The sequence below is a fragment of the Accumulibacter sp. genome, assembly GCF_023806635.1.
Taxonomy (GTDB): Bacteria; Pseudomonadota; Gammaproteobacteria; order Burkholderiales; family Rhodocyclaceae; genus Accumulibacter.
This window is the reverse complement of record NZ_JAMTDQ010000014.1, coordinates 1-21,300: the sequence shown is the minus strand read 5'-3', so window position 1 is coordinate 21,300 and position 21,300 is coordinate 1. Positions and strand designations below refer to the sequence as shown.

The following is a 21,300-nucleotide window of genomic DNA, read 5'->3' as shown; positions in this document are numbered from 1 at the left end:
TCCAGTTGGTGGCGTGGTCGCATCGGCTGCCGCGGTCGGCTTGACGGTCGACCGGCGTCGGCCGGGGCGCCGCTTCAGGGCTGGCCAAGGAGGCCGTTGTGACGCAGCTGGGCGGTGACTTCGCTCGCCAGCCGGCGGTAGCCGGCGGCATTCGGGTGGATCGGGTCGGCCTTGAGCTGCGGCTCCGAGAGGATACCGGCAATGATTCCCGGCAACAGTGGCGCTTTCTCCTCGCTCGCCAGTTCGGCGTAGATCTTCGCGTCGGGCAACTGGCCGGTGACGGCGCCGAGCAGCGACAGCCGCGGCACGGCCAGCAGCAGGACTTCGGCACCCGCCTGCCGGCTGGCGCGGATGATCGCCCGCAGATCCTCCTTGACCTCGGCTTCCGGGCGGCGGCGGAGAAAGTCGTTGCCGCCGAGTTCGATGATTACCAGCCGCGGGTGCGTCGCCAGCAGGGTGTCGCCGATCCGCTCGCGAGCCGACGCCGCGGTATCGCCGGCAACGCCCGCGTTATGGACGTGCCAGCCGCTGCTCGCCGCCAGGTGGCTGGGCCAGTCCTCGCCCGGCGCGGCGCCGGCGCCTTGGGTGATGCTGTCGCCGAAGGCGAGGACCGGCGTGCCGGCCGGCAGCGTGGCCAGTCGCGCCGGTTTACCGCAGCCGGCAAGGCAGGCGAGCGCCAGCAGCAGGAGCAGGTGGCTGAGGGTGACGGCACGCTGTCCGCCGGTGCCGGCGTTCACGGCAGTTCGTCGCGGTGCAGCAGGAAGACGTACTGGTCGCCGGCGCTGGTGTCGAGCCAGGTGAAGGGCGTCTCGGGGAAAGCGGCTTCGAGTGCGTCGCGGTTGTGGCCGATCTCGACCACCAGCAGGCCAGCGGGCTGCAGGTGCTGCTGCGCGCCGCCGAGGATGGCGCGCGTCAGGTCGAGCCCGTCCTCGCCGCTGGCGAGTGCCAGCTCCGGTTCGTGCCGGTACTCGGCCGGCAGGCTGGCCATCGCTGCCGCTCCGACGTAGGGCGGATTGGCGATGATCAGGTCGTAGCGGCGACCGCCGAGGCCGCTGAAGAGGTCGCCCTGCAGCAGGCGGATGCGCTCGCCCAACTCGTAGTCGGCGACGTTGCGGCGGGCGATGGCGAGCGCGTCGGCAGACAGGTCGACGGCGTCGACGCGGGCGGCAGGGAAGGCATGCGCGGCAATGATCGCCAGGCAGCCCGATCCGGTGCATAGATCAAGGACGGCGCCGATCTCGTCCGGCTCATCGATCCACGGCGCCAGCCGTTCGTGCAGCAGTTCGGCAATGAACGAACGCGGCACGATCACCCGCTCGTCCACGTAGAAACGATGCACGCCGAGCCACGCTTCCTTGCTCAGGTAGGCGGCGGGCAGTCGTTCGTTGACGCGGCGGTCGATCAGGCGCAGCGCGCTGCCGCGTTCCTCGCTGGTCAGCCGCGCGTCGAGGAACGGTTCCAGTCGGTCGAGTGGCAGGTGCAGGTGGTGCAGCAGCAGGTAGGCGGCCTCGTCCCAGGCGTTGTCCGACCCGTGGCCGAAGTACAGCTTCGCCTCGTTGAAGCGGCTGACGGCGAAGCGCAGCAGGTCGCGCAGCGTGATCAGTTCGTTGCTCGGCTGCTCAGTCATCGGCGGGCAGCAGCCGTTCGAGGATGCGGCGGTAGATGGCTGCCAGCCGGGGCAGCGAAGCGAGCTCGACGCACTCATTGACCTGGTGGATGCTGGCATTGACCGGGCCGATCTCGACCACCTGCGGACAGATGGCGGCGATGAAGCGGCCGTCGGAGGTGCCGCCGCTGGTCGACAGCTCGGCGGTGAGCCCCGTCTCTTCGCGGATGGTCTGCAGCGCCGCCTCGATCAACTCGCCGCGACCGGTCAGGAAGGGTCGGGCGCCGAGCGTCCAGTCGATCTCGTAGTTCAATCCGGCGTCGTCGAGGACGGCGCAGAGGGCGCGCTGCAACTGCTCCGGCTCGCTGGCGGTGGCAAAGCGGAAATTGAAATCGACGACGACGCTACCCGGGATGACGTTGCCGGCGCCGGTGCCGCCGTGGATGTTGGACACCTGCCAGGTCGTCGGCGGGAAGAAGTCGTTGCCTTCGTCCCAGACCGTTCCGGCGAGCGTGGCCAGCGCCGGCGCCAGCAGGTGGATCGGGTTCTTCGCCAGATGCGGGTAGGCGATGTGCCCCTGCACCCCCCGCACCGTCAGCCGGCCCGAGAGCGAGCCCCGGCGGCCGTTCTTGATCGTGTCGCCGAGGCGGGCGCTGGCCGTCGGTTCGCCGACGATGCAGTAATCGATCAACTCGCCGCGGCGGGCGAGCGCCTCGGTGACGGCGACCGTGCCATCGACCGCTTCGCCTTCCTCGTCCGAAGTGAGGAGGAAGGCGAGCGAGCCGCGGTGCGCCGGCCGGGCAGCGATGAAGTCTTCCGTCGCCGTGACGAAAGCGGCGAGCGAGCCCTTCATGTCGGCGGCGCCACGACCATGGAGCAGACCGTCGCGCAGCGTCGGCTGGAAGGGGTCGCTGTGCCACTCCGCCAGCGGCCCGCTGGGGACGACGTCGGTGTGGCCGGCGAAGCAGAGCAGCGGCTTGCGGTCGCCACGGCGTGCCCAGAGGTTGCTCACCGCACCTCGGCGGATGAACTCGCAGCGAAAGCCCGCCGCGCGCAGGCGGTCGGCGATCAGTTCGAGGCACCCCGCGTCATCGGGGGTGATCGATCGGCGGCGAATCAACTGTGAGGCCAGTGCCACGGTCGCCTCGTCGCCGGTTGCGCCGGGCGCCGTTGCCACCTCGGCCGCAGCGTCTGTCGAGGAATCCATCTCTCAGCCGCTGTCGGCGTCGTCAAGGCTGAGGGAGAACTCCTTGTACGACGGGCTGCCGGGGTTGGTCAGCGAAGGATCGAAAGTGGGTTCGCGGGGCTTCTCGTCCATCGCGATGTTGCCGGCGGACTCGTGGTTGTTGATCAGCCACGAGAGGTTGGTCGGCGAGTCGGCGTTCTGCAGTGCCTCCTGCAGCGTGATCACCTCCGAGCGATACAGCCGGAACAGGTCCTGCTCGAAGGTTCGCGAACCGGGTGCGAGGCTCTGCTCCATCGCATCCTTGAGCGCCGTGATGTCGCCCGCCTCGATCAGCTCCTGGACGTGGTAGCTGTTGAGCAGGACCTCGACGGCAGGGATCAGCATGCCATCCTTCTTCTTCACCAGCCGTTGCGAGACGATCGCCTTCAAGGTGACCGAGAGGTCCATGTAGAGCGTCGAGCGGGTGTCGATCGGGAAGAAGTTGATCACCCGGTTCAGCGCATGGTAGCTGTTGTTGGCGTGCAGCGTGCCGAGGCAGAGGTGGCCCGTCTGGGCATAGGCGATCGCCGCCTGCATCGTTTCGCGGTCCCGGATCTCGCCGATCAGGATGCAGTCGGGAGCCTGTCGCATCGCGTTCTTCAGCGCGTTCTCCCAGCCCAGGGTGTCCATGCCGATCTCGCGCTGGTTGACGATCGACTTCTTGTGCCGGAAGAGGTACTCGATCGGATCCTCGATGGTCAGGATATGCCCGGTGCAGTTGCTGTTCCGGTAGTCGAGCATCGACGCCAGGGTAGTGGACTTCCCGGACCCGGTCGAGCCGACGATCAGGATCAAGCCGCGCCGCTCCATCACCAGGTCGGCGAGCACCGCTGGCAGCGCCAGCGATTCCAGCGTCGGGATGTTGCCCATCACGTAGCGGATGACGATCGAGATGGAACTGCGCTGGCGGAACAGGTTGATGCGGAAGTTGCCGAGCTTGGCGACGCCGAAGGAGAGGTTCATCTCCTTGGTCTTCTCGAAGCTCTCGACCTGCTGCGGATTGAGGAGTTCGGCGGCGATCTTGTCGATCATCGCCGGTTCCATGATCTGCTGGTTGATCGGGATGGTCGTGCCCTGGATCTTGATGTGGATCGGCGCGCCGGCACAGATGAAGATGTCCGACGCCTGGCGCTCGGCCATCGCGTTGAAAAGTTTGTCGAGGATCATCTGCCAGCCGTTGCCTGGGGGCTTCCGGGATCGCTTCAGTCGCCGCGCAGCAGTTCGTTGATGCTGGTCTTGGCGCGCGTGCGGGCATCCACCTTCTTGACGATCACCGCGCAGTAGAGGCTGTAGCTGCCGTCGGCCGCCGGCAGGTTGCCGGAGACGACGACCGATCCGGGCGGCACCGAGCCATAGCTGATGCTGCCGGTCTCGCGGTCGAAAATCCGCGTCGACTGGCCGATGTAGACCCCCATCGAAATGACCGAACCCTCGCCGATGATCACTCCCTCGACGACTTCCGAGCGCGCGCCGATGAAGCAGTCGTCCTCGATGATCGTCGGGTTGGCCTGCAGCGGCTCGAGCACGCCGCCGATGCCGACGCCGCCCGAGAGATGGACGTTGCGGCCGATCTGTGCGCAGGAGCCGACCGTCGCCCAGGTGTCGACCATCGTCCCCTCATCGACGTAGGCGCCGATATTGACGTACGACGGCATCAGCACGACGTTGCGGCCGATGAAGGATCCGCGCCGGGCAGCGGCAGGCGGCACCACCCGGAAACCGCCGCGCGCGAAGCGCTCGCCGTCGTAGTCGGCGAATTTGTTCGCCACCTTGTCGTAATAACGCATCGCGCCGCCGTCGAGCAGGCGGTTGTCCTGCAGGCGAAAGGACAGCAGCACCGCCTTCTTCAGCCACTGGTGGGTGACCCACTGGCCGTCGCGCTTCTCGGCGACGCGCAGGCTGCCCGCATCGAGCTGATCGATGGCCGCGGCAACGGCCTGCGTGATGGCGACCGGAGCCGCATCGGGCTGCAGCGCGTTGCGGTTGTCCCACGCCTCTTCGATGATCTGCTGGATGTCCTGCATGTCTGCCTTCCTGACTTTCCTATGATCCTGAAATGAACGAGCGGATGCGCTCGGCAGCCTCGATGCAATCGGCGAGCGGCGCAACCAGTGCGATGCGGACGAAGCCTGCGCCAGGGTTGCTGCCCTGGACGGTACGTGCCAGGTAGCTGCCCGGCAGCAGCAGCACATTATAGTCGGCGTAGAGCTGGCGGGCGAAGTCGGTGTCGCTGCCGGGTGTTCGCACCCAGAGATAGAAAGCGGCGTCGGGCGGCGTCGTGCCCGGCAGGACCTCGGCCAGCAGCGGCGTCACCGCGGCGAACTTCGCGCCGTACTGGCGGCGGTTCCCGCGCACGTGCTCCTCGTCGTTCCAGGCAGCGACGCTCGCCGCCTGGATCGCCGGATTCATCGCGCTGCCGTGGTAGGTGCGGTAGAGGAGGAAGGACCGCAGGATCGCTGGATCGCCGGCGACGAAACCCGATCGCATGCCGGGAACGTTCGACCGCTTCGACAGGCTGGAGAACATCACCAGCCGCTCGCAGCCACGGCCGAGCTGGTGCGCTGCCTGCAGGCAGCCGAGCGGTGGCGCCTCCTCATCCGGGTAGATCTCCGAGTAGCACTCGTCGGCGGCGATGACGAAGCCGTGCCGGTCGGCGAGGGCGAACAGGCGGCGCCAGTCCTCGAGCGTCAGCACCTTGCCGGTGGGGTTGCCGGGCGAGCAGACGAAGAAGAGTTGCACGCGCTGCCATTCGGCCTCGCTCAGGGCGGCGAAGTCGAAGGCGAAGTCGTTCTCGGGCAGCGTGTCGAGGAAGCGCGGCTCGGCGCCGGCGAGGATCGCTGCGCCCTCATAGATCTGGTAGAAGGGGTTCGGGCTGACCACCAGCGGCGTGTAGCCGCGGGATGGGTCGACAACCGTCTGGGCAAACGCGAACAGGGCTTCGCGCGAGCCGTTCACCGGGATGACGCCGCTTTCAGGATCGATGCCGGCGAGCCCGTAGCGACGCTCGAGCCAGGTGGCGATGCTGCGGCGCAGGTCGCTGCTGCCGAGCGTGGTAGGATAATTCGCCAGCCCGCCAAGCGCGGCGGTCAAGACCTCGCGGATGAAAGCCGGCGTCGGATGTTGCGGTTCGCCGATCGACAGCCTGATCTCGCGCAGATGCGCCGGCGGTGTGATGCCGGCGAGAAGCTGGCGCAGTTTCTCGAAAGGGTAGGGCTGCAGTCTGCTGAGGTGCGGATTCACTGGCCTGCACGGGTGGTGGCGGAGCGCCTGATTATAAGGGGCATCGAGCAAGCGTGAAAGGAAGCGGCAGGCAGACGGCGACAGCCGGTGCTGTGGCGGTGGAGCGCCGGACGGCCGTTGTCGCGCTGCTCGGTGGCGCGCTGATCTGGGGCCTGATCTGGTACCCCTACCGGGTCCTGCGCGACGGCGGGGTCGATGGGATTCTCGCGTCGACCGCGAGCTATGCGTTCGCCTTCGCCCTCGGCTGGCTGTGCTGGCGTCCCCGCTGGCAGCGCGGCGGTGCCGCGTGGACGCTGCTCTGGCTCGCCCTGGCGGCAGCCGCCTGCAATCTGGGCTACGTCCTGGCGACGCTGGACGGCGAGGTGATGCGCGTCCTGCTGCTCTTCTATCTGGCGCCGCTATGGACCGTGCTGTTCGCACGCCTGCTGCTCGACGAGCGCCTGGACGCGGGCGGGGCGCTGGTCATCGGCCTGTCGCTCACCGGCGCAGCGATCATGCTCTGGCAACCCCGGATCGGTCTGCCGCTGCCGCAGGATCTCGCCGACTGGCTCGGCCTGCTGGCCGGTCTCGCCTTTGCCCTGTTCAATGTGCTCTCGCGCCGCGCGCGCGACCTCAGCAGCGAGAGCAAGGTACTGGCCGCCTTCGCCGGGGTCGTCGCAACGGGCCTGCTGCTCCTGCTCGCAGGAGCCGGCAGCTGGCGGCTGCCGCGCGAGCCGGCGCTCTGGTCGCTGCTCGCGCTGCTCGGTGGCGTCCTGCTGCTGGCGAACCTCGTCGTCCAGTTCGGCCTGGCGAGAGTGGCTGCCAATCGCGCCATCGTCATCATGCTGAGCGAACTCGCGGTCGCTGCGCTCGCCGCGTGGCTACTGGCGGACGAGGCACTCGTGCCGCACGAGTGGCTTGGTGGCGCCATCATCATTTCCGCCAGCCTGCTATCGGCGCGTCGCGCGGGTACTTCGCCGGCCTGAAGCGCCGGCGGCCGGTGAGGTTGGCGGTTCTGGCCGGCAGCGCCACAGCCCCTCGGAGGTTGCGAATGGATCCGCTGCGCGACCCATCTGCGTCGTTGCCCAGTCGCTTGCTCCTCGCCCATCGATCCGACAGGTCCCGTCGTCCACTCGCTCGCGCCCTGCATCTCGGCCTGCTCGCGGCGATCTCTTCACAACCTCTCAGCTCGCGTTGGCGCCGCAGCAGCGCTTGTACTTGCGGCCGCTGCCGCAGGGGCAGGGGTCGTTGCGTCCAACCTTCGGGCCTTGCCGGCGGATGGTGCCGACGCCCCGTTGCGCCCGCCAGAAACGGTAGATGTTGCTCACCGCTTGCGGCAGGTCTTCTTCGCACTCCTGGCGAATGCGCTCGAGTTCCTCGCCGGATGGCCATTCATCGCCGGCCGCGCGGGCGGCCGCTTCGGCGTCGCCAGTGAGCACGTAGAGGGGGAAAAGGTTTTCGTCGAGGTAGTCGAGCTCGCCGCCGGCATCCTGCTCGTCATCATCCGCACCGAGGAACTCGAACCAGTCCTCCGCCGCCGCCTCGACTCCCATGAGGTAGCCCTCGCACCAGGGGCCGTAATCATTCGGCGCGTCCTCGTCGTCGTCGGCGGGGTAGAGCAGCAGGAGCGGTGGCTGGCTGCTCGCCAGTTCGGCTTCGAGGCGCTCTGCCAGCAGGCGCAGCAGCGCGGCGGCCTCGCGCCGGGCCTCGCCACCGCTTTCTTCCGGGCAGCCGAGGAGCTCCTCGAGCCACTGCGCCGCGGGGATCGGCTGTGGGCCCGCGAGAGCGGCGCAGAGGTAGCCCTGGCACTCGTCGAGGCGCATCGCCTCGGGCAGCGCCGGATCGGCGAGCAGTTCCTCGAGTCGCAGCAACTGGTGGTCGGGTAGTTGCGCCTGGATGCTCATGGTTTCAGTTCCGTGTGTTCGACTGGCTGGGGAAGTCGGCAAGATGCACCGCGGGCGCCGGTGTCCAGCCGGGCATGCGCCGTTCGGCGACGACCGTCGTGAAGATGCCGCCGCGGACGTAGAAGCGCGCGGTCAGCCGCATGTAGCGTGGCTCGGTGGCGTCGGCCAGCTGGTCGAGGATGCGGTTGGTGACATCCTCATGAAAGCAGCCGCTATCGCGAAACGACCAGATGAAGAGCTTCAGGCTTTTCAGCTCGAGACAGCTGCGGTCCGGGATGTAGTCGAGCAGCAGCGTGGCGAAGTCGGGCTGTCCGGTTTTCGGGCACAGACAGGTGAATTCGGGGATCTCCATGTGGATGTGGTAATCCCGCTCTGGCGCCGGATTGGGGAAGGTGGCAAGCACGGGTGCCGGCTGTTCGTTCATGGTTCGTGTGGCTGCTCGCGGTGATCGGGTGACTGGGGCGCTCGGGATGCTATCATAGACACCCATCATGGCGTTTCGCCGATCGGTTGTGCCTGGCCCACAGGCGTCGTGCCGGTGGATTCCAGCGCGACAGCCAACCCCTGGTCACCCCTTTTCGCGTGTCCGTCTTCGGCGCGCGCCAGTTCATGCGCCTCACCAGACTGAAACTTGCCGGCTTCAAGTCCTTCGTCGATCCGACGACGCTGGCGCTGCCCGGGCAGTTGGTCGGCGTCGTCGGACCGAACGGCTGCGGCAAGTCGAACGTGATCGATTCGGTGCGCTGGGTGCTCGGCGAGTCGAAGGCCTCCGAGCTGCGTGGTGAATCGATGCAGGACGTGATCTTCAGCGGCTCGAGCACGCGCAAGCCGGTGTCGCGCGCTGCCGTCGAACTGGTCTTCGACAATTCGCTCGGGCGCCTCGCCGGCCAGTGGTCGCAGTATGCCGAACTCTCGGTCAAGCGCCTGCTGACGCGCAACGGCCAGTCCGAGTACTACATCAACAACCTGCACGTACGGCGCAAGGACGTGACCGACCTGTTCCTCGGCACCGGTCTCGGCCCGCGGGCCTACGCGATCATTGGCCAGGGCACGATCTCGCGCATCATCGAGGCGAAGCCCGACGAGTTGCGGGTGTTCCTGGAAGAAGCGGCGGGCGTCACGCGCTACAAGGAACGGCGCAAGGAGACCGAGCACCGGCTCGCCGACACGCGCGAGAACCTGGCGCGCGTCGAGGACATCCGCGCCGAGCTCGGCAACCAGATGGAGCGGCTCGAAGCGCAGGCCGCTGTCGCCCGCCAGTATCGCGAGTACAGCGACGAACTGACGCGCAAGCAGCAATTGCTGTGGCTGTTGCGGCGCAACGAGGCGCAGCTCGAATGTGAGCGGCTGGCGGGCGAGGTGGCGCGGGCGGCGCTCGATCTCGACGCGCAGAACGGCTCGCTGCGCGAACTCGAGGCGCGTCTCGAGGAGGCGCGCGAGGGGCACTTCAGCGCCAGCGATGGCGTCCATGCGATGCAGGCCGAGCTGTTTGCCGCCAACGCCGAGGTGGCGCGTCTGGAAGCCGAGATCCGTCACCGGCGTGAATCGCGGCGCGAGTACGAGACGCGCCTCGCGCAGCTTGCCGATGACCGGACGCACTGGCAGGGGCAGGCGGCGAAGCTGGCGAGCGACGGCGAACGCTGGCAGCAGCTCCTGGTCGCGGCCGACGAGCGTGTCGAGCAGGGGCGGCAGCGCCTTGCTGCGTGCCACGAAAGCCTGCCACTGGCCGAGGGCCGGCAGGCTGCTGCGCTCGACGAGCTCAACCGCCAGCGCGCGGCGCTGGCGCAGGTCGAGCAGAACCTGCACGTCGAGGAGGCCAACCGCGGGCATGCGCAGCGCTCGCTGCAGATCATCGCCGGCCGGCGCGAGCGCCTGGCGCTGGAGCGGCGGGCGATGCCGCTGCCGGACGACGGGTCGGTTGCCGACAAGCAGGACGAACTGGCCGGCTTGCGTCTGCGCATCGGCGAGGCACAGGCCTTCGTGCAGCAGCGACAGCAGCAGCAGCCGCGCCTCGAGCAGCAGCGGCGGCAGGTGCTTGGCGAAGTGCAGCAGGCGCAGAAGGAGCGCGCCGAGGCGAGTGCCCGCCGCAGCGCGCTGCAACAACTGCAGCAGCGCCTGCAGACCAACGGCAAGCTGGATGAATGGCTGCGCCGGCACGGACTGCAGCACGGCCAGCCGCTGTGGCGGTCGCTGCAGGTCGAGTCCGGCTGGGAGGACGCGGTCGAGGCGGTCTTGCGCGAGCGGCTGTCGGCGCTGCCTGCCGAGCGCGCCGATCCGGCGTGGAGCAGGGATCGACCGGGCGGCAGGCAGACCTTCATGCTGCCCCTGCCGGCCGCTACGCCACCGGCTGAGGTGGCTGCCGACCGGCTGCTGGCCCGCATCCGCTGCGCCGACGCGGCGCTGGCGTCGATCCTCGGCGATTGGCTTGGCGAGGTGCTGACGGCAGCCGATCTGGCGAGCGCCCTGGCCGCCCGCGCCCGGCTGTCGGCGAATGCGTGTTGCGTGACGCCGGGCGGCGACATCGTCCGCAGGCAGAGCGTGACCCTGTTCGCCGCTGACAGCGCGGCGCACGGGTTGCTCGAGCGGCAGCGCGAAATCGACCAGCTGGCGGGCGCCATCGCCGAGCACGAGGGACACGTCGGGCGGGCGCAGGTGGCGCTGGCGGCCGTCGAGCAGGCGCTCGTCGAAGCGCAGCACGCGTTGCACGATGCACGCAACGATCTCGGCGTGCTGCAGGACCGGGCGCACGCGATCCAGGTCGAGGCGCTGAAGCTGGCGCAGGCGCAGGAGCGCTTGCGCGAGCGGCAGGCGCAGATCGATGACAGCCTCGCGGAGATGGCCGTCGAGGAAGAGGACGAGCGCGAGCGTCTGTTGCTTGCCGAGGACGCGATCGAGGCGCAGCGCGAGCGGGTCGAGGAACGGCGCGAGGCGACGCTGCTTGCCCGGCATCACCTCGAGCAGGCCGAGCGTGCGCTGCGCGATGAGCGTGAGCGGGTCAACGGTGCCGACCGTGCGTGGCGCGAGGCCGAGTTCGCGCAGCGCGAAGCTCAGGGCCGGTTGCAGGAGATCGCCGCCAGCCGCGAACTGGCGTGGCAGCAGCTCGAGCGCATCGGCGACGAGCTGACGCGCTGCGCAGAGACCGCCAGCGCCCTGCAGGCCGAGGATCTCGAGCCGCGGCTGCAGGCGGCGCTGGAGCATCGCGTGGCGCGCGAGCATGCCCTGGCAGCGGCGCGCGACGCGCTCGAAGCGGCTGCCGGCGGTCTGCGAGCGCTCGACGAGCAGCGCCTCAGGGTCGAGCAGAGCCTCGACCCGCTGCGCGAGCGGATCGGTGACCTGAAGCTCAAGGAACAGGCGGCCAGTCTCGCCTGCGAGCAGTTCGCGACGCAGCTCAGCGAGGCCCAGGCGGACGAGGCGGCGTTGCGCTGCGAGCTGGCGGGTGCACGCGCCACCAGCCTGCAGAACGCGATCGCCGCCCTGCAGCGCTCGATCGAGGCGCTCGGCGCCGTCAACCTGGCGGCGCTCGATGAGTTGCAGGCGGCGCGTGAGCGCAAGGGCTATCTCGATGCCCAGTCGGAGGACCTGATGCAGGCGATGGCGACGCTCGAGAGCGCGATCCGCCGCATCGACCGCGAGACCCGGGAGCTGCTGCAGACCACCTACGACGCCGTCAACCGCAGTTTCGGCGAACTCTTTCCGACCCTCTTCGGCGGCGGCGAGGCGCGACTGATCATGACCGGCGACGAGATCCTCGATGCCGGCCTGCAGGTGATGGCGCAGCCGCCAGGCAAGAAGAACTCGACGATTCAGCTGCTTTCCGGCGGCGAAAAGGCGTTGACGGCGATTGCGCTGGTATTCTCGATGTTTCGACTCAATCCGGCGCCGTTCTGCCTGCTCGACGAGGTCGATGCGCCGCTTGACGATACCAACACCGAACGGTTCTGCGACATGGTGCGCCGGATGTCGGCCAACACGCAGTTTCTGTTCATCAGTCACAACAAGATCACGATGGAGATGGCGCAGCAGCTCGTCGGCGTCACCATGCAGGAGTCCGGCGTTTCGCGTATCGTTGAAGTCGACATGGAAGAAGCGCTGCGGATGCGCGAGCAACTCGTTTAGGAATCGACATGACGGACTTGCAGATGGGTTTGATCGGCCTCGGTGGCGTCGCCGTGGTGGGCGTCCTGGCCTACAACAAGTGGCAGGAACACAAGCATCGCAAAGTGGCGGAGCAGTTGCTGGGTGCGCGCCAGGCAGACGTCCTGCTCGATGAAGCGGGCAGCGCCGGCGGTACTGTCGCCGCGCCGGCGGGCTCCTCCGGCGGCGACGCCGGCGATGCAGCGGCGACGACTGCCGGCCACAGCAGCCGCGCGCGGCAGGAGCGCGTGGAACCGCTGCTGCGCCAGCCGGACGACGCGGCGGAGGCGGCCGCGGGCAGCGACGGCGGCTGGCCGGGAGGCAGCGGCGAGGATGCGGCGCCGGCCGGCGAGCGGCGCGCACGCATCGCCGCGGCGCCGCTGTGCCTGTTGTCGCCGGCGATCGACTACATTGCCGCGATCGAACTCGCGGAGACGGTTGCCGCCTACCGCATCCGTGATGCGCAACGGGTCGTGCTGGCGCGGCTGGGCAAGCCGCTGCACTGGATCGGTTTCAACGACGAGTCGCATGCCTGGGAGCCGATCAGCGAAGAAGGTGACGTGGCCTACCAGCACATCCGCGTCGGGCTGCAGCTCGTCGATCGCAAGGGGCCGCTGCGCGATGCCGACCTGTCGGTCTTCCATGTCGCGATCCAGGATCTGGCGAGTGAACTGATGGGCGCCGTCGAGCTGCCGCTGCGCGAACCGGCATTGCAGGTGGCGGCGCAGCTCGACGAATTCTGTGCCGGCGTCGACATCCAGATCGGTCTCAACGTCGTCAGCCAGGGGCAGGTGTTCGCCGGTACAAAGCTGCGCGGCCTGGCCGAGTCGGCGGGCATGGTGCTCGACGGTGACGGGCGTTTCGTCCGCCTGGACGAGGACGGCAGGCTGCTCTACGCCTTGCTCAACCAGGAGACGCAGGGCTTCACCGGCGAATCGATCCGCAGCCTGACGACGCACGCCATTACCTTCCTGCTCGATGTGCCGCGGGTCGCCAACGGCGACCGTGTCCTCGGCCAGATGGTCGAACAGGCGCGCCGCTTCGCCGACTCGCTGCATGGCCAGCTGGTCGACGACAACCGGCGACCGGTCTCCGAGTCGTCGATCGAGCCGATCCGGCGCCAGGTGGTGCAATACCAGCTGGCGATGGCGCATCGTCAGTTGCCGGCTGGCGGGCCGCTGGCGGAGCGGCTCTTGTCCTGAGCGCGCGGGCGGCTGCGACGGTGTCCATCAGCGCGAGCGAGCGGGCGGGTCGCCTGCGCGCCGAAATCGGCGAGCACGATCATCGCTATTACGTCCTCGACGCGCCGCTGATCAGCGACGCCGAGTACGACCGACTGTTCCGCGAACTGCAGGCGCTCGAGGCCGAGCACCCCGAACTGCTGTGCAGCGACTCGCCGACGCAGCGGGTCGGCGCGGCGCCGCTCACGGGATTCGCCACGGTGGCGCACCGGACACCGATGCTGTCGCTGAACAACGCCTTCAGCGACGACGAGGTGGCGGCCTTCGATCGCCGCGTGCGCGAGGGGCTCGCCGTCGAGGGCGAGGTCAGCTACGTCGCCGAACCGAAGTTCGACGGTCTAGCGGTCAGCCTGAGCTACGAGCGCGGTGTCCTGCTGCGCGGCGCGACGCGCGGCGACGGCAGCACCGGTGAAGACGTGACGGCCAACCTGCGCACCCTGCGCAGCATCCCGCTGCACCTGCAGGGCAGAGGCTGGCCGGCGTTGCTCGAGGTGCGCGGCGAGGTGCTGATGTGGCGCAGCGATTTCGAACGGATGAACGAGCAGCAGCGGCGGAAGGGCGAGAAGGAATTCATCAATCCGCGCAATGCCGCTGCCGGCAGCCTGCGTCAGCTCGATCCACGCATCACCGCGACGCGACCGCTGCGTTTCGTCGCCTATGGCGTCGGCGCGGTCGCTGCCGGCAGGCTGCCGGCGACGCACTGCGAACTGCTCGACCGGCTCGCCAGCTGGGGCTTCGCGGTTGCCGCCGAGCGCCGCCGGGTCAGCGGCCTCGCGGCACTCCTCGCCTGCCAGCGCGAGATCGGCAGTCGCCGCGCGACGCTGCCGTATGACATCGACGGTGTCGTGTACAAGGTCGATGACCTGGCGGCACAGGAACGTCTCGGCTTCGTCTCGCGGGCGCCGCGCTTTGCCCTGGCGCACAAGTTCCCGGCCGCGGAAGCGCTCACCGAGGTGCTCGACATCTCGCTGCAGGTCGGACGTACCGGTGCGCTGACGCCGGTGGCACGGCTGGCGCCGGTCTTCGTCGGCGGCGTGACGGTGACCAATGCGACGCTGCACAACGAGGACGAGATCCGTCGCAAGGACGTGCGCGTCGGCGACACCGTCGTCGTTCGCCGCGCCGGCGACGTGATTCCGGAAGTCGTTCGCGTCCTGCCGGAGAAGCGGCCGCCGGCGGCGACGGTCTTCGTAATGGCGGCGAGTTGCCCGGTCTGCGGCTCGCAGGTCGTGCGCCAAAAGGACGAGGCGGTTGCCCGCTGCAGCGGCGGTCTCTACTGTCCGGCGCAACGCCGGCAGGCGCTGCTGCACTTCGCCTCACGCCGCGCGATGGACATCGAGGGTCTCGGCGAGCGGCTGGTCGAGCAACTGGTCGAGCACGACGTCGTGCGCACGCCGGCCGACCTGTATCGGCTCGACCCGCAGGCACTGGTCCAACTCGAACGGATGGCCGAGAAGTCGGCGGACAACCTGCTGGCGGCAATCAAGCGGAGCAAAGGGACGACGCTGGCACGCTTCATTTACGCGCTCGGCATCCGCAATGTCGGCGAAGCCACTGCCCGCGACCTGGCCCGGCATTTCGGCAGCCTCGATCGCCTGCTGGCCGCCGATGAAGCGCAGTTGCTGCAGGTTGTCGACGTCGGCCCGATCGTCGCCCAGTCGATCCGCCAGTTTCTCGGCGAGCCGCACAACCGCGAGGTCATCGAGCAGTTGCGCGCCGCCGGCGTCGCCTGGAGCGAGGGCGAGGCGGTGGCGCCGGCGGCATCGACCACTGCCGTCGCCGGCCGCAGCTTCGTTCTCACCGGCACCCTGCCGTCGCTGAGTCGCGACGCCGCGCGGCAGATGCTCGAAGCGGCCGGCGGCAAGGTCAGCGCGGCCGTGTCGAAGAAGACCGACTTCGTCGTTGCCGGCGCCGATGCCGGCAGCAAGCTGCAGCGGGCGCAGGAACTCGGCGTGCCGATCATCGACGAAGCGCGGATGCTGGCGCTGCTCGGCGAGACCGAGGCCGACCGGTGAGGCACTTGCGGTTCGCGCGCAGGTGCCGGTGCGCAGCGCGGCAGCGCCGTTCGCCCGTGGTGCCGGCAGGGCGATGATCCATCCGCGGCAGGCGTTGGCCATTCTCGCTGCGGCCGAGCTGATCCACTCCGCCGAGAGCGTCGCCGCAGCGGTCAGCCGGGTCGCCGGCGCCATCGGCGAGCAACTGCGCACGCGCCATCCGCTGCTGCTCTGCGTGATGAATGGCGGCGTACCCTTTGCCGGCCACCTGATGACGCAACTCGGCTTTCCGCTCGACTTCGATTACATCCATGTCAGCCGCTACGGGCAGGAGACCAGCGGCGGCGCGCTCGCCTGGCTGCGCCTGCCGGGCATGCCGGTGCGTGGGCGGACCGTGCTGCTGGTCGACGACATCCTCGACGAGGGACTGACGCTGGCAGCAATGCACGAACGCCTGCTGCAGGACGGTGCCGACGCCTGCTACACGGCCGTCGTCGCTGATAAACTGCACGGGCGGCGGAAACCGATCACCGCCGATTTCGTCGCCCTGACCGTTCCCGATCGTTTCGTCTTCGGCTACGGCATGGACGTCCGCGGCGCTTGGCGCAACCTGCCGGCCATCTACGCCATGCGGGAGGACTGAGATGCTGGCAATCATCGGTGGCAGCGGGCTGGCAGAGTTTGCCGGCCTTGCGATCTCGCATCGCCGCCCGGCGCCGACGCCGTACGGCGAGGCCTCGGCGCCGCTCACCTTCGGCCACCTCGCCGGCAGGCCGGTGGTCTTCCTGGCGCGACATGGCGATGCACACAGCGTGGCGCCGCACGAGCTCAACTACCGGGCGAACATCTGGGCATTGCGCGATTGCGAACCGTACGGCATCGTCGCGGTGGCCGCCGTCGGCGGCATCCGTGCCGGCCTGCGGCCCGGCGACCTGCTGATTCCGCATCAGATCCTCGACTACACCTGGGGCCGCGCGGCGACCTACCATGAAGGCCCGGGGAGCGCCGTCCAGCACGTCGATTTCACCGAGCCCTACGATCGCCACCTGCGGCTTCGCCTGTGCGCCGCCGCGGCCAGGGCGGCGGTGCCGGTCCACGATGCCGGCGTCTACGCCGCGACGCAGGGCCCACGGCTCGAGACCGCCGCCGAGATCGACCGCCTCGAACGCGACGGTGCCGACGTCGTCGGCATGACCGGCATGCCGGAGGCAGCCCTGGCGCGCGAACTGGGCGTTCCCTACGCGGCGATCAACGTCGTTGCCAACTACGCCGCCGGTCGCGGCGAGCCCGGCCAGGGAATCAGCCTCGAGACGATCCGGCAGGTACTCGAAGAGGCGATGGAGCCGGTACGGCGCCTCATCGAAACGATGCTGGCGGGCGACGATCATGATTAGGCCGCTGCTCCGCATGGGTGACCCGCGGCTGCTGCGGCAGGCGCGGCCGGTCGAACGCTTCGACGAACCCGAACTGCACGCACTGATCGCCGACATGGAGGAGACGATGCACCACCACGACGGCGCCGGTCTGGCAGCACCGCAGATCGGTGTCGACCTGCGGCTGGTGATCTTCGGCGTCGAACGCAACCCGCGCTACCCGAACGCCGAGCCGGTGCCCCGGACGGTGCTGATCAACCCGGTGCTGACTCCGCTCTCGCCGGATGTCGAGGAGGGCTGGGAGGGCTGCCTGTCGGTTCCCGGCCTGCGCGGCTGGGTGCCGCGCTGGAGCCGGCTGCACTACCGTGGCTTCGATCCCGGCGGGCTGCCGATCGAGCGCAGCGTCAGCGGCTTCCACGCGCGCGTCGTGCAGCACGAGTGCGACCACCTCGACGGCATCCTCTACCCGATGCGCATGGGTGACCTCAGCCGCTTCGGTTTCAGCGATGTGCTCGATGCCGCGCCTGCGGACTGAGGCCGGGAGCAGGCGGCAATGACCGGGCGGCGGATCGCCGGCGGCGGATGGACGGCGCCGTGACGCGGCAGCAGCGCCATCGGGGCAGGGGCCGGGGGGCACACGGGAGGCGGCTGCGGTACGGCGCGTGGAGCGGCGTATGGACCTGATCAAGGGCATCACGCTCTTTCTCGGCTGGCTGTCGGGCTCGCTCGCCGGCATCGCGGCCGTCCTCTATTCCTTCGGCTACCTGGTCGCGCGGGCGCAGCTCAACCTGCTCGGGCTGCAGGGGCTGGTGGCGCAGGATGCGGACCATTTTCTGCAGGAAGGAGCGAAGTTCCTCGTCGTCCTGACGGCGGACTACCTCAGCCCGGCCTTTCCCTGGCTCTACTTCGCTGGCTGGCTGCTGCTCGCGGCACTGCCGCTGCTGGCGCTCGTCGGCTGGCTCGCAGCGCGCCGGCGGGAGGCGCTGCGGCGGCTTGCCGAGCGCCTGGCACTGCGCGGCGCGCAACTGCTGCAGCAGCTTCCCTGGTCATGGCGCAGGCTGGCCTTTGCCGCCCTCGTGCTGGTGCTCCTGTTGCGGCTGACGACCCATCTCAACCCCTTCGTCGATGTTCTGGCGGTAGCCGACATCCTCTACGCGACCCCGGTGAGCAGTGAAAGCCACGGCTCGGCCGAGATCCGGCGGTGGCTGACCTCGCCCGACCGCGCCGATCTCCTGCTGCTCAAGAGCCGCTTCGGCGAGCTCTTGCGTGGCGCGGCCGAGGTCGCCCTGGTGGTGGTCGCGGTCTGGTACCTCGGCGCCGCGTCCCCTTGGCGGCTCTGGCTGGCGCTGCCCTTCATGGCGGTGCTGGTGGTCTATACTCTGTTGCTGCCGATGGCCTATGGCGTGCTCGTGCGTCCGAACGAGTACCCTCTGGTTGCCGTCAGCAGCGACAGCCCGCTGCTGGCTGGAGTGCGCGGCGACCTGTTCCTGTTGCGCAGGACCGGCGACGAGTTCGTCTTCTGGGACAAGGCCGCGCGCCGGGTGCTCTGGCTGCCGGCGTCACATGTTGCCGGTGTCAGCGCGCGCGCCAGCCGGCTGCTGTTCAAGGAGTGATGCGATGACGCTGCACCGACCGTTCCGCCTGCCCCTCTTCGCACTCGCCTGGTTGTTGGTCCTCGTCGGCGCCGCCTGCGCGCCGCTGCCTGCTGGCGATGCTGGCGGAGCGACGATCGGCACGCTGCGGGTGGCCGGACCGAACGTCTTCCTCAACGGCGCACGGGCGCGTGATGGCGCGAGCGTACACGAGGGCGATACCGTCACCACCGGCGCCGCTTCGAGCGCCTTCGTCGCCTTCAACGGCGGCGGCTTCGTCCAGCTCGACGAGAACACCGATCCCCGCTTCTCGTTTCGCGTCGAGACCCGTGGTGGGCAGCGTTGCATCCACATCCAGATCGACATCGGGCAGGTGTTCATCGACAAGGATGTGCAGTGCTTCTCAACCCCCGACGTCAACGGCAATCTCGGCAGCCGGGTCAACATCCGCGTCAGCCGCAAGGAGACGATCGTCACCGTCCTCGCCGGACGGGCACTGATGTTCGGCGAGCGCGAGCAGAGCGTCCCGGCGGCCGGCGAAGCGTCCTGGCGGCGCGGCCGGCAGGTCGGTCCGCTGCGCCAGCTCGACGCGGCGGAACTGGCGTCCACGGTCGGCTGGCGTGAGCGCTATCCCGGCTGGTGCTGTGTCGGCGGGCGGCTCGAGCAACGCCTGCCGGAGCAGTGCGAGCGGCAGCAGTTCTGGTTCGACCGCCGCCAGGCCGAGGCGGGTTGCCGCGAGCGGGTGCCGGCCGGCTGGTGCTGTCTCGCCGGCGGCAGGCTGGTGCAGATGCCGGCAGCGCAATGCCGTGGCTTCTTTTCGCCGGATGAGGAAGATGCGCGGCAGCGCTGCCCGGCGCCGCCCCGTTCCGGCTGGTGTTGCCAGGACGGCCGTCTGAGCGAGACGACGGCCAGCCAGTGTCGCGGCCATTTCGCCGACGAACGGCGCGAGGCACAGCGCCGCTGCCAACCGGAGGATGGCTGGTGCTGCCTGCGCGGCAAGGTGGTCGAGATGAGTGCCGAGGAGTGCCGTCGTGCCGCGGGGCGTTTCGCCGCCGAGCGCGGCGAACTCGGGAACTGCCGGCTGCGGGTGACCCCGCTGTTGCCCGAACGGCAGCAGCCACGCCCGTTGCCGTCGCGGACACCAGCCGTCATCGAGTAGTCGATCGGGAGAGATTGTGTGGCCAAGCTTTGTCGGGTGCTCTTCGTCTGCATGGGCAACATCTGCCGTTCGCCGATCGCCGAAGCGGTTGCTCGCACCCTGGCGCAGCAGCAGGGTCTCGGGCGCGAGCTCGACTTCGACTCGGCCGGCACGCACGGCCACTATCATGCCGGCGAGGCGCCCGACCCGCGCGCGCGGCGGGTTGCCGCGCGGCGCGGTTACGACCTCTCGCGCCTGCGGGCGCGGGCAGTCATCGACGCCGATTTCGAGCGTTTCGACCGTATCCTGGTGATGGACCAATCCAACCTGTCGGCTTTGCGGCGGCAGTGCCCGGCGGAGAGCCGCGGCAAGCTCGGCCTGTTCCTCGACTACGCCACCGGCCTCGGCATATCCGAAGTTCCCGATCCGTACTATGGCGCCGAATCGGGTTTCGAGCGCGTGATCGACCTCTGCGAACTCGCGGTGCGCGGCCTGCTTGCCGATCTCGCCGGTCGCCGCGACGGTGGCTGAAAGCGGCGGGTGATCAGGCGGACGCCAGCGGCGCGTCGCCGGCGAGCGTCCAGCGCGCACGCACCGCTTCGCGCTTGCCGGCAAACCAGTAAAGCGCAAGCAGCGGCCACGCCGAGTCGGTCTTTCCCTGTTCCGCGAGCAGCAAGGCCTCGGTCGCCGGCAGGCGGACGACGCGGATGTCCTCGCCCTCGTCCGCCAGGCCGTGGATGCCACCGGCTTGCGAGCTGTCCACCCGGCCGAGGAAGAGATGCGTTCGCTGCGAGGTCTTCGCCGGGCTGGTGTAGAAGCTGCTGATCGGCAGCAGCTCGAGCACCGTGCAGCCGGCTTCCTCGCGCGCCTCGCGCCGCGCCACCTGCGCCGGCGTTTCGCCGGCTTCGATCAGGCCGGCGACGATTTCGAGCAGCCACGGCCCGCGTGCGTCGTCGCGCGCGCCGATGCGGAACTGTTCGATCATCACCACCTCGTCGCGCAGCGGATCGTAGAGCAACACCGCGGCGACATCGCCCTTCTCGATCACCTCGCGGACGATCGGCGGGCCCATGCCGCCAGCGAACAGCCGGTGCCGCAGGCGTAGCCGCTCGAGGCGGTAGAAACCCTGGTAACAGACTTCGCGTTCGATGATGTCGACTGCTTGCTCATCCATTCCACGATCCCTCCTCCACGGAGCGGAGTCTAGCGCAACCAGCGATCGGTCGGCGAGGCGTGGGCGCGGTTGAAACGCGGCAGCGCATGCCCTATGCTGGTGCAGAAGAGTTGCGCCCAGCGTTCCTCGGTTGCTCCGGGGACCGGGAGAACGGATGCATCCGGCACCGTCTGACAACGGACTTGCCGAAGGTCGTCACCTGGCGAGTTCCGATAGGGCTTGTACGTGGTCGGGCGCTGCCTGTGCGCTCTGGCGATTGCCCGGCCAGCCCCTGCGGCGCTCCGAACGGGCCCGGTTTCCTTCCGCATCCGTGGGGGTGGACGATGCTCGAAGATCTGTTGAACTATGCGCCGCTGCTTGCTTTCATCCTGCTCGGTACAGGCGTCCTGAACCGACGTCAGGAGGTCGACGGCCTTGGCAACCCGGCATTGCGGCTGCGAGGGCCGTTTCTCGTTCTCCTTTTCTTCGGCGTGTGTTCTGCCTGGATGGCCTTCTGCAGCCGCGACGCTTCCTCGGGAAAGTTCTCCCTGTTCTGTATGGCGGCGCTCATTTGCCTTCTGGGTTCATTCTTTGCGTTCAAGAAGCAGATCATCCTGCTTCAGGGCAGGATCGAGGATAGCTGCACGCAGATGTTCCGCACGCCTTAGGCGATATCGTTGATTGTTCATACCGTTGTATGCGATATTTCGAGTCAGTTCTC

General features: G+C 68.8%; 20 protein-coding genes. 11 read left to right on the top strand and 9 right to left on the bottom strand.

Features of this window, described 5'->3' with window-relative positions; all coding sequences use genetic code 11:
* Window positions 1–74: 74 nt before the first annotated feature.
* Genes NFW30_RS02805 through dapC form a run of 6 tightly spaced genes read right to left on the bottom strand, consistent with a single transcriptional unit; the run spans window position 75 to window position 6,071 of the window.
* Window positions 75–737 carry a GDSL-type esterase/lipase family protein gene (locus tag NFW30_RS02805; RefSeq protein ID WP_295356031.1) on the bottom strand — a complete coding sequence of 221 codons (663 nt, stop codon included), beginning with the start codon at window positions 735–737 and terminating at the stop codon, window positions 75–77.
* Window positions 734–1,627 (bottom strand): 50S ribosomal protein L3 N(5)-glutamine methyltransferase, encoded by an 894-nt coding sequence (gene prmB, locus NFW30_RS02800; protein WP_295356032.1) that lies wholly within the window; start codon window positions 1,625–1,627, stop codon window positions 734–736. Before prmB ends, NFW30_RS02805 begins: the two co-directional genes overlap by 4 nt.
* A complete protein-coding gene (dapE, locus tag NFW30_RS02795) occupies window positions 1,620–2,813 on the bottom strand; it encodes a succinyl-diaminopimelate desuccinylase (RefSeq protein ID WP_295356033.1) in 1,194 nt (397 codons plus the stop codon). The genes prmB and dapE overlap by 8 nt, the downstream gene beginning before the upstream one ends.
* Window positions 2,814–2,816: 3 nt before the next feature.
* Window positions 2,817–3,998, bottom strand: coding sequence for a PilT/PilU family type 4a pilus ATPase (locus NFW30_RS02790; RefSeq protein WP_295356034.1), 1,182 nt, complete (start codon window positions 3,996–3,998; stop codon window positions 2,817–2,819).
* A gap of 35 nt (window positions 3,999–4,033) precedes the next feature.
* Window positions 4,034–4,855, bottom strand: a complete 822-nt coding sequence (dapD, locus tag NFW30_RS02785) for a 2,3,4,5-tetrahydropyridine-2,6-dicarboxylate N-succinyltransferase (RefSeq protein WP_295356035.1) — start codon at window positions 4,853–4,855, stop codon at window positions 4,034–4,036.
* Between the two features lie 19 nt (window positions 4,856–4,874).
* Complete coding sequence (gene dapC, locus NFW30_RS02780) at window positions 4,875–6,071, bottom strand: succinyldiaminopimelate transaminase (protein WP_295356036.1); 1,197 nt, start codon at window positions 6,069–6,071, stop codon at window positions 4,875–4,877.
* Between the two features lie 53 nt (window positions 6,072–6,124).
* Here dapC and NFW30_RS02775 point away from each other — a divergent pair, with 53 nt between their 5' ends.
* Window positions 6,125–7,036 (top strand): EamA family transporter, encoded by a 912-nt coding sequence (locus tag NFW30_RS02775; RefSeq protein ID WP_295356037.1) that lies wholly within the window; start codon window positions 6,125–6,127, stop codon window positions 7,034–7,036.
* 198 nt (window positions 7,037–7,234) lie between these two features.
* On the opposite strand, the gene NFW30_RS02770 is transcribed toward NFW30_RS02775, so the two are convergent.
* Both NFW30_RS02770 and queF read right to left on the bottom strand, forming a co-directional pair.
* Window positions 7,235–7,954, bottom strand: coding sequence for a UPF0149 family protein (locus NFW30_RS02770; RefSeq protein ID WP_295356038.1), 720 nt, complete (start codon window positions 7,952–7,954; stop codon window positions 7,235–7,237).
* Between the two features lie 4 nt (window positions 7,955–7,958).
* The gene (queF, locus tag NFW30_RS02765) at window positions 7,959–8,378 is read right to left on the bottom strand and encodes a preQ(1) synthase (protein ID WP_295356039.1); all 420 of its coding nucleotides are present in this window, start codon (window positions 8,376–8,378) and stop codon (window positions 7,959–7,961) included.
* Window positions 8,379–8,563: 185 nt separating this feature from the next.
* Between queF and smc the strand changes: the two genes are divergently transcribed.
* From smc to NFW30_RS02720, 9 genes are all read left to right on the top strand, one after another.
* Entirely contained in the window at window positions 8,564–12,070 is a 3,507-nt protein-coding gene (smc, locus tag NFW30_RS02760) for a chromosome segregation protein SMC (protein ID WP_295371744.1), read from the top strand.
* An 8-nt stretch (window positions 12,071–12,078) separates the two neighbouring features.
* Window positions 12,079–13,290 carry a cell division protein ZipA C-terminal FtsZ-binding domain-containing protein gene (locus NFW30_RS02755; protein ID WP_295371740.1) on the top strand — a complete coding sequence of 404 codons (1,212 nt, stop codon included), beginning with the start codon at window positions 12,079–12,081 and terminating at the stop codon, window positions 13,288–13,290.
* Window positions 13,291–13,310: 20 nt separating this feature from the next.
* Window positions 13,311–15,344, top strand: a complete 2,034-nt coding sequence (gene ligA, locus NFW30_RS02750; protein WP_295356042.1) for an NAD-dependent DNA ligase LigA — start codon at window positions 13,311–13,313, stop codon at window positions 15,342–15,344.
* 73 nt (window positions 15,345–15,417) lie between these two features.
* Entirely contained in the window at window positions 15,418–15,966 is a 549-nt protein-coding gene (locus NFW30_RS02745; protein ID WP_295356056.1) for a hypoxanthine-guanine phosphoribosyltransferase, read from the top strand.
* A 1-nt stretch (window position 15,967) separates the two neighbouring features.
* Window positions 15,968–16,717 carry an S-methyl-5'-thioinosine phosphorylase gene (locus NFW30_RS02740; protein WP_295356043.1) on the top strand — a complete coding sequence of 250 codons (750 nt, stop codon included), beginning with the start codon at window positions 15,968–15,970 and terminating at the stop codon, window positions 16,715–16,717.
* The gene (def, locus tag NFW30_RS02735; protein WP_295356044.1) at window positions 16,710–17,231 is read left to right on the top strand and encodes a peptide deformylase; all 522 of its coding nucleotides are present in this window, start codon (window positions 16,710–16,712) and stop codon (window positions 17,229–17,231) included. The genes NFW30_RS02740 and def overlap by 8 nt, the downstream gene beginning before the upstream one ends.
* A gap of 139 nt (window positions 17,232–17,370) precedes the next feature.
* Entirely contained in the window at window positions 17,371–18,309 is a 939-nt protein-coding gene (locus NFW30_RS02730) for a hypothetical protein (RefSeq protein WP_295356045.1), read from the top strand.
* 4 nt (window positions 18,310–18,313) lie between these two features.
* Window positions 18,314–19,447, top strand: a complete 1,134-nt coding sequence (locus NFW30_RS02725; protein ID WP_295356046.1) for a hypothetical protein — start codon at window positions 18,314–18,316, stop codon at window positions 19,445–19,447.
* A gap of 18 nt (window positions 19,448–19,465) precedes the next feature.
* Window positions 19,466–19,957, top strand: a complete 492-nt coding sequence (locus tag NFW30_RS02720; RefSeq protein ID WP_295356047.1) for a low molecular weight protein-tyrosine-phosphatase — start codon at window positions 19,466–19,468, stop codon at window positions 19,955–19,957.
* Between the two features lie 13 nt (window positions 19,958–19,970).
* On the opposite strand, the gene NFW30_RS02715 is transcribed toward NFW30_RS02720, so the two are convergent.
* Window positions 19,971–20,600 (bottom strand): NUDIX domain-containing protein, encoded by a 630-nt coding sequence (locus tag NFW30_RS02715; protein ID WP_295356048.1) that lies wholly within the window; start codon window positions 20,598–20,600, stop codon window positions 19,971–19,973.
* 323 nt (window positions 20,601–20,923) lie between these two features.
* Between NFW30_RS02715 and NFW30_RS02710 the strand changes: the two genes are divergently transcribed.
* A complete protein-coding gene (locus NFW30_RS02710) occupies window positions 20,924–21,247 on the top strand; it encodes a hypothetical protein (protein ID WP_295356050.1) in 324 nt (107 codons plus the stop codon).
* Window positions 21,248–21,300 lie beyond the last annotated feature (53 nt).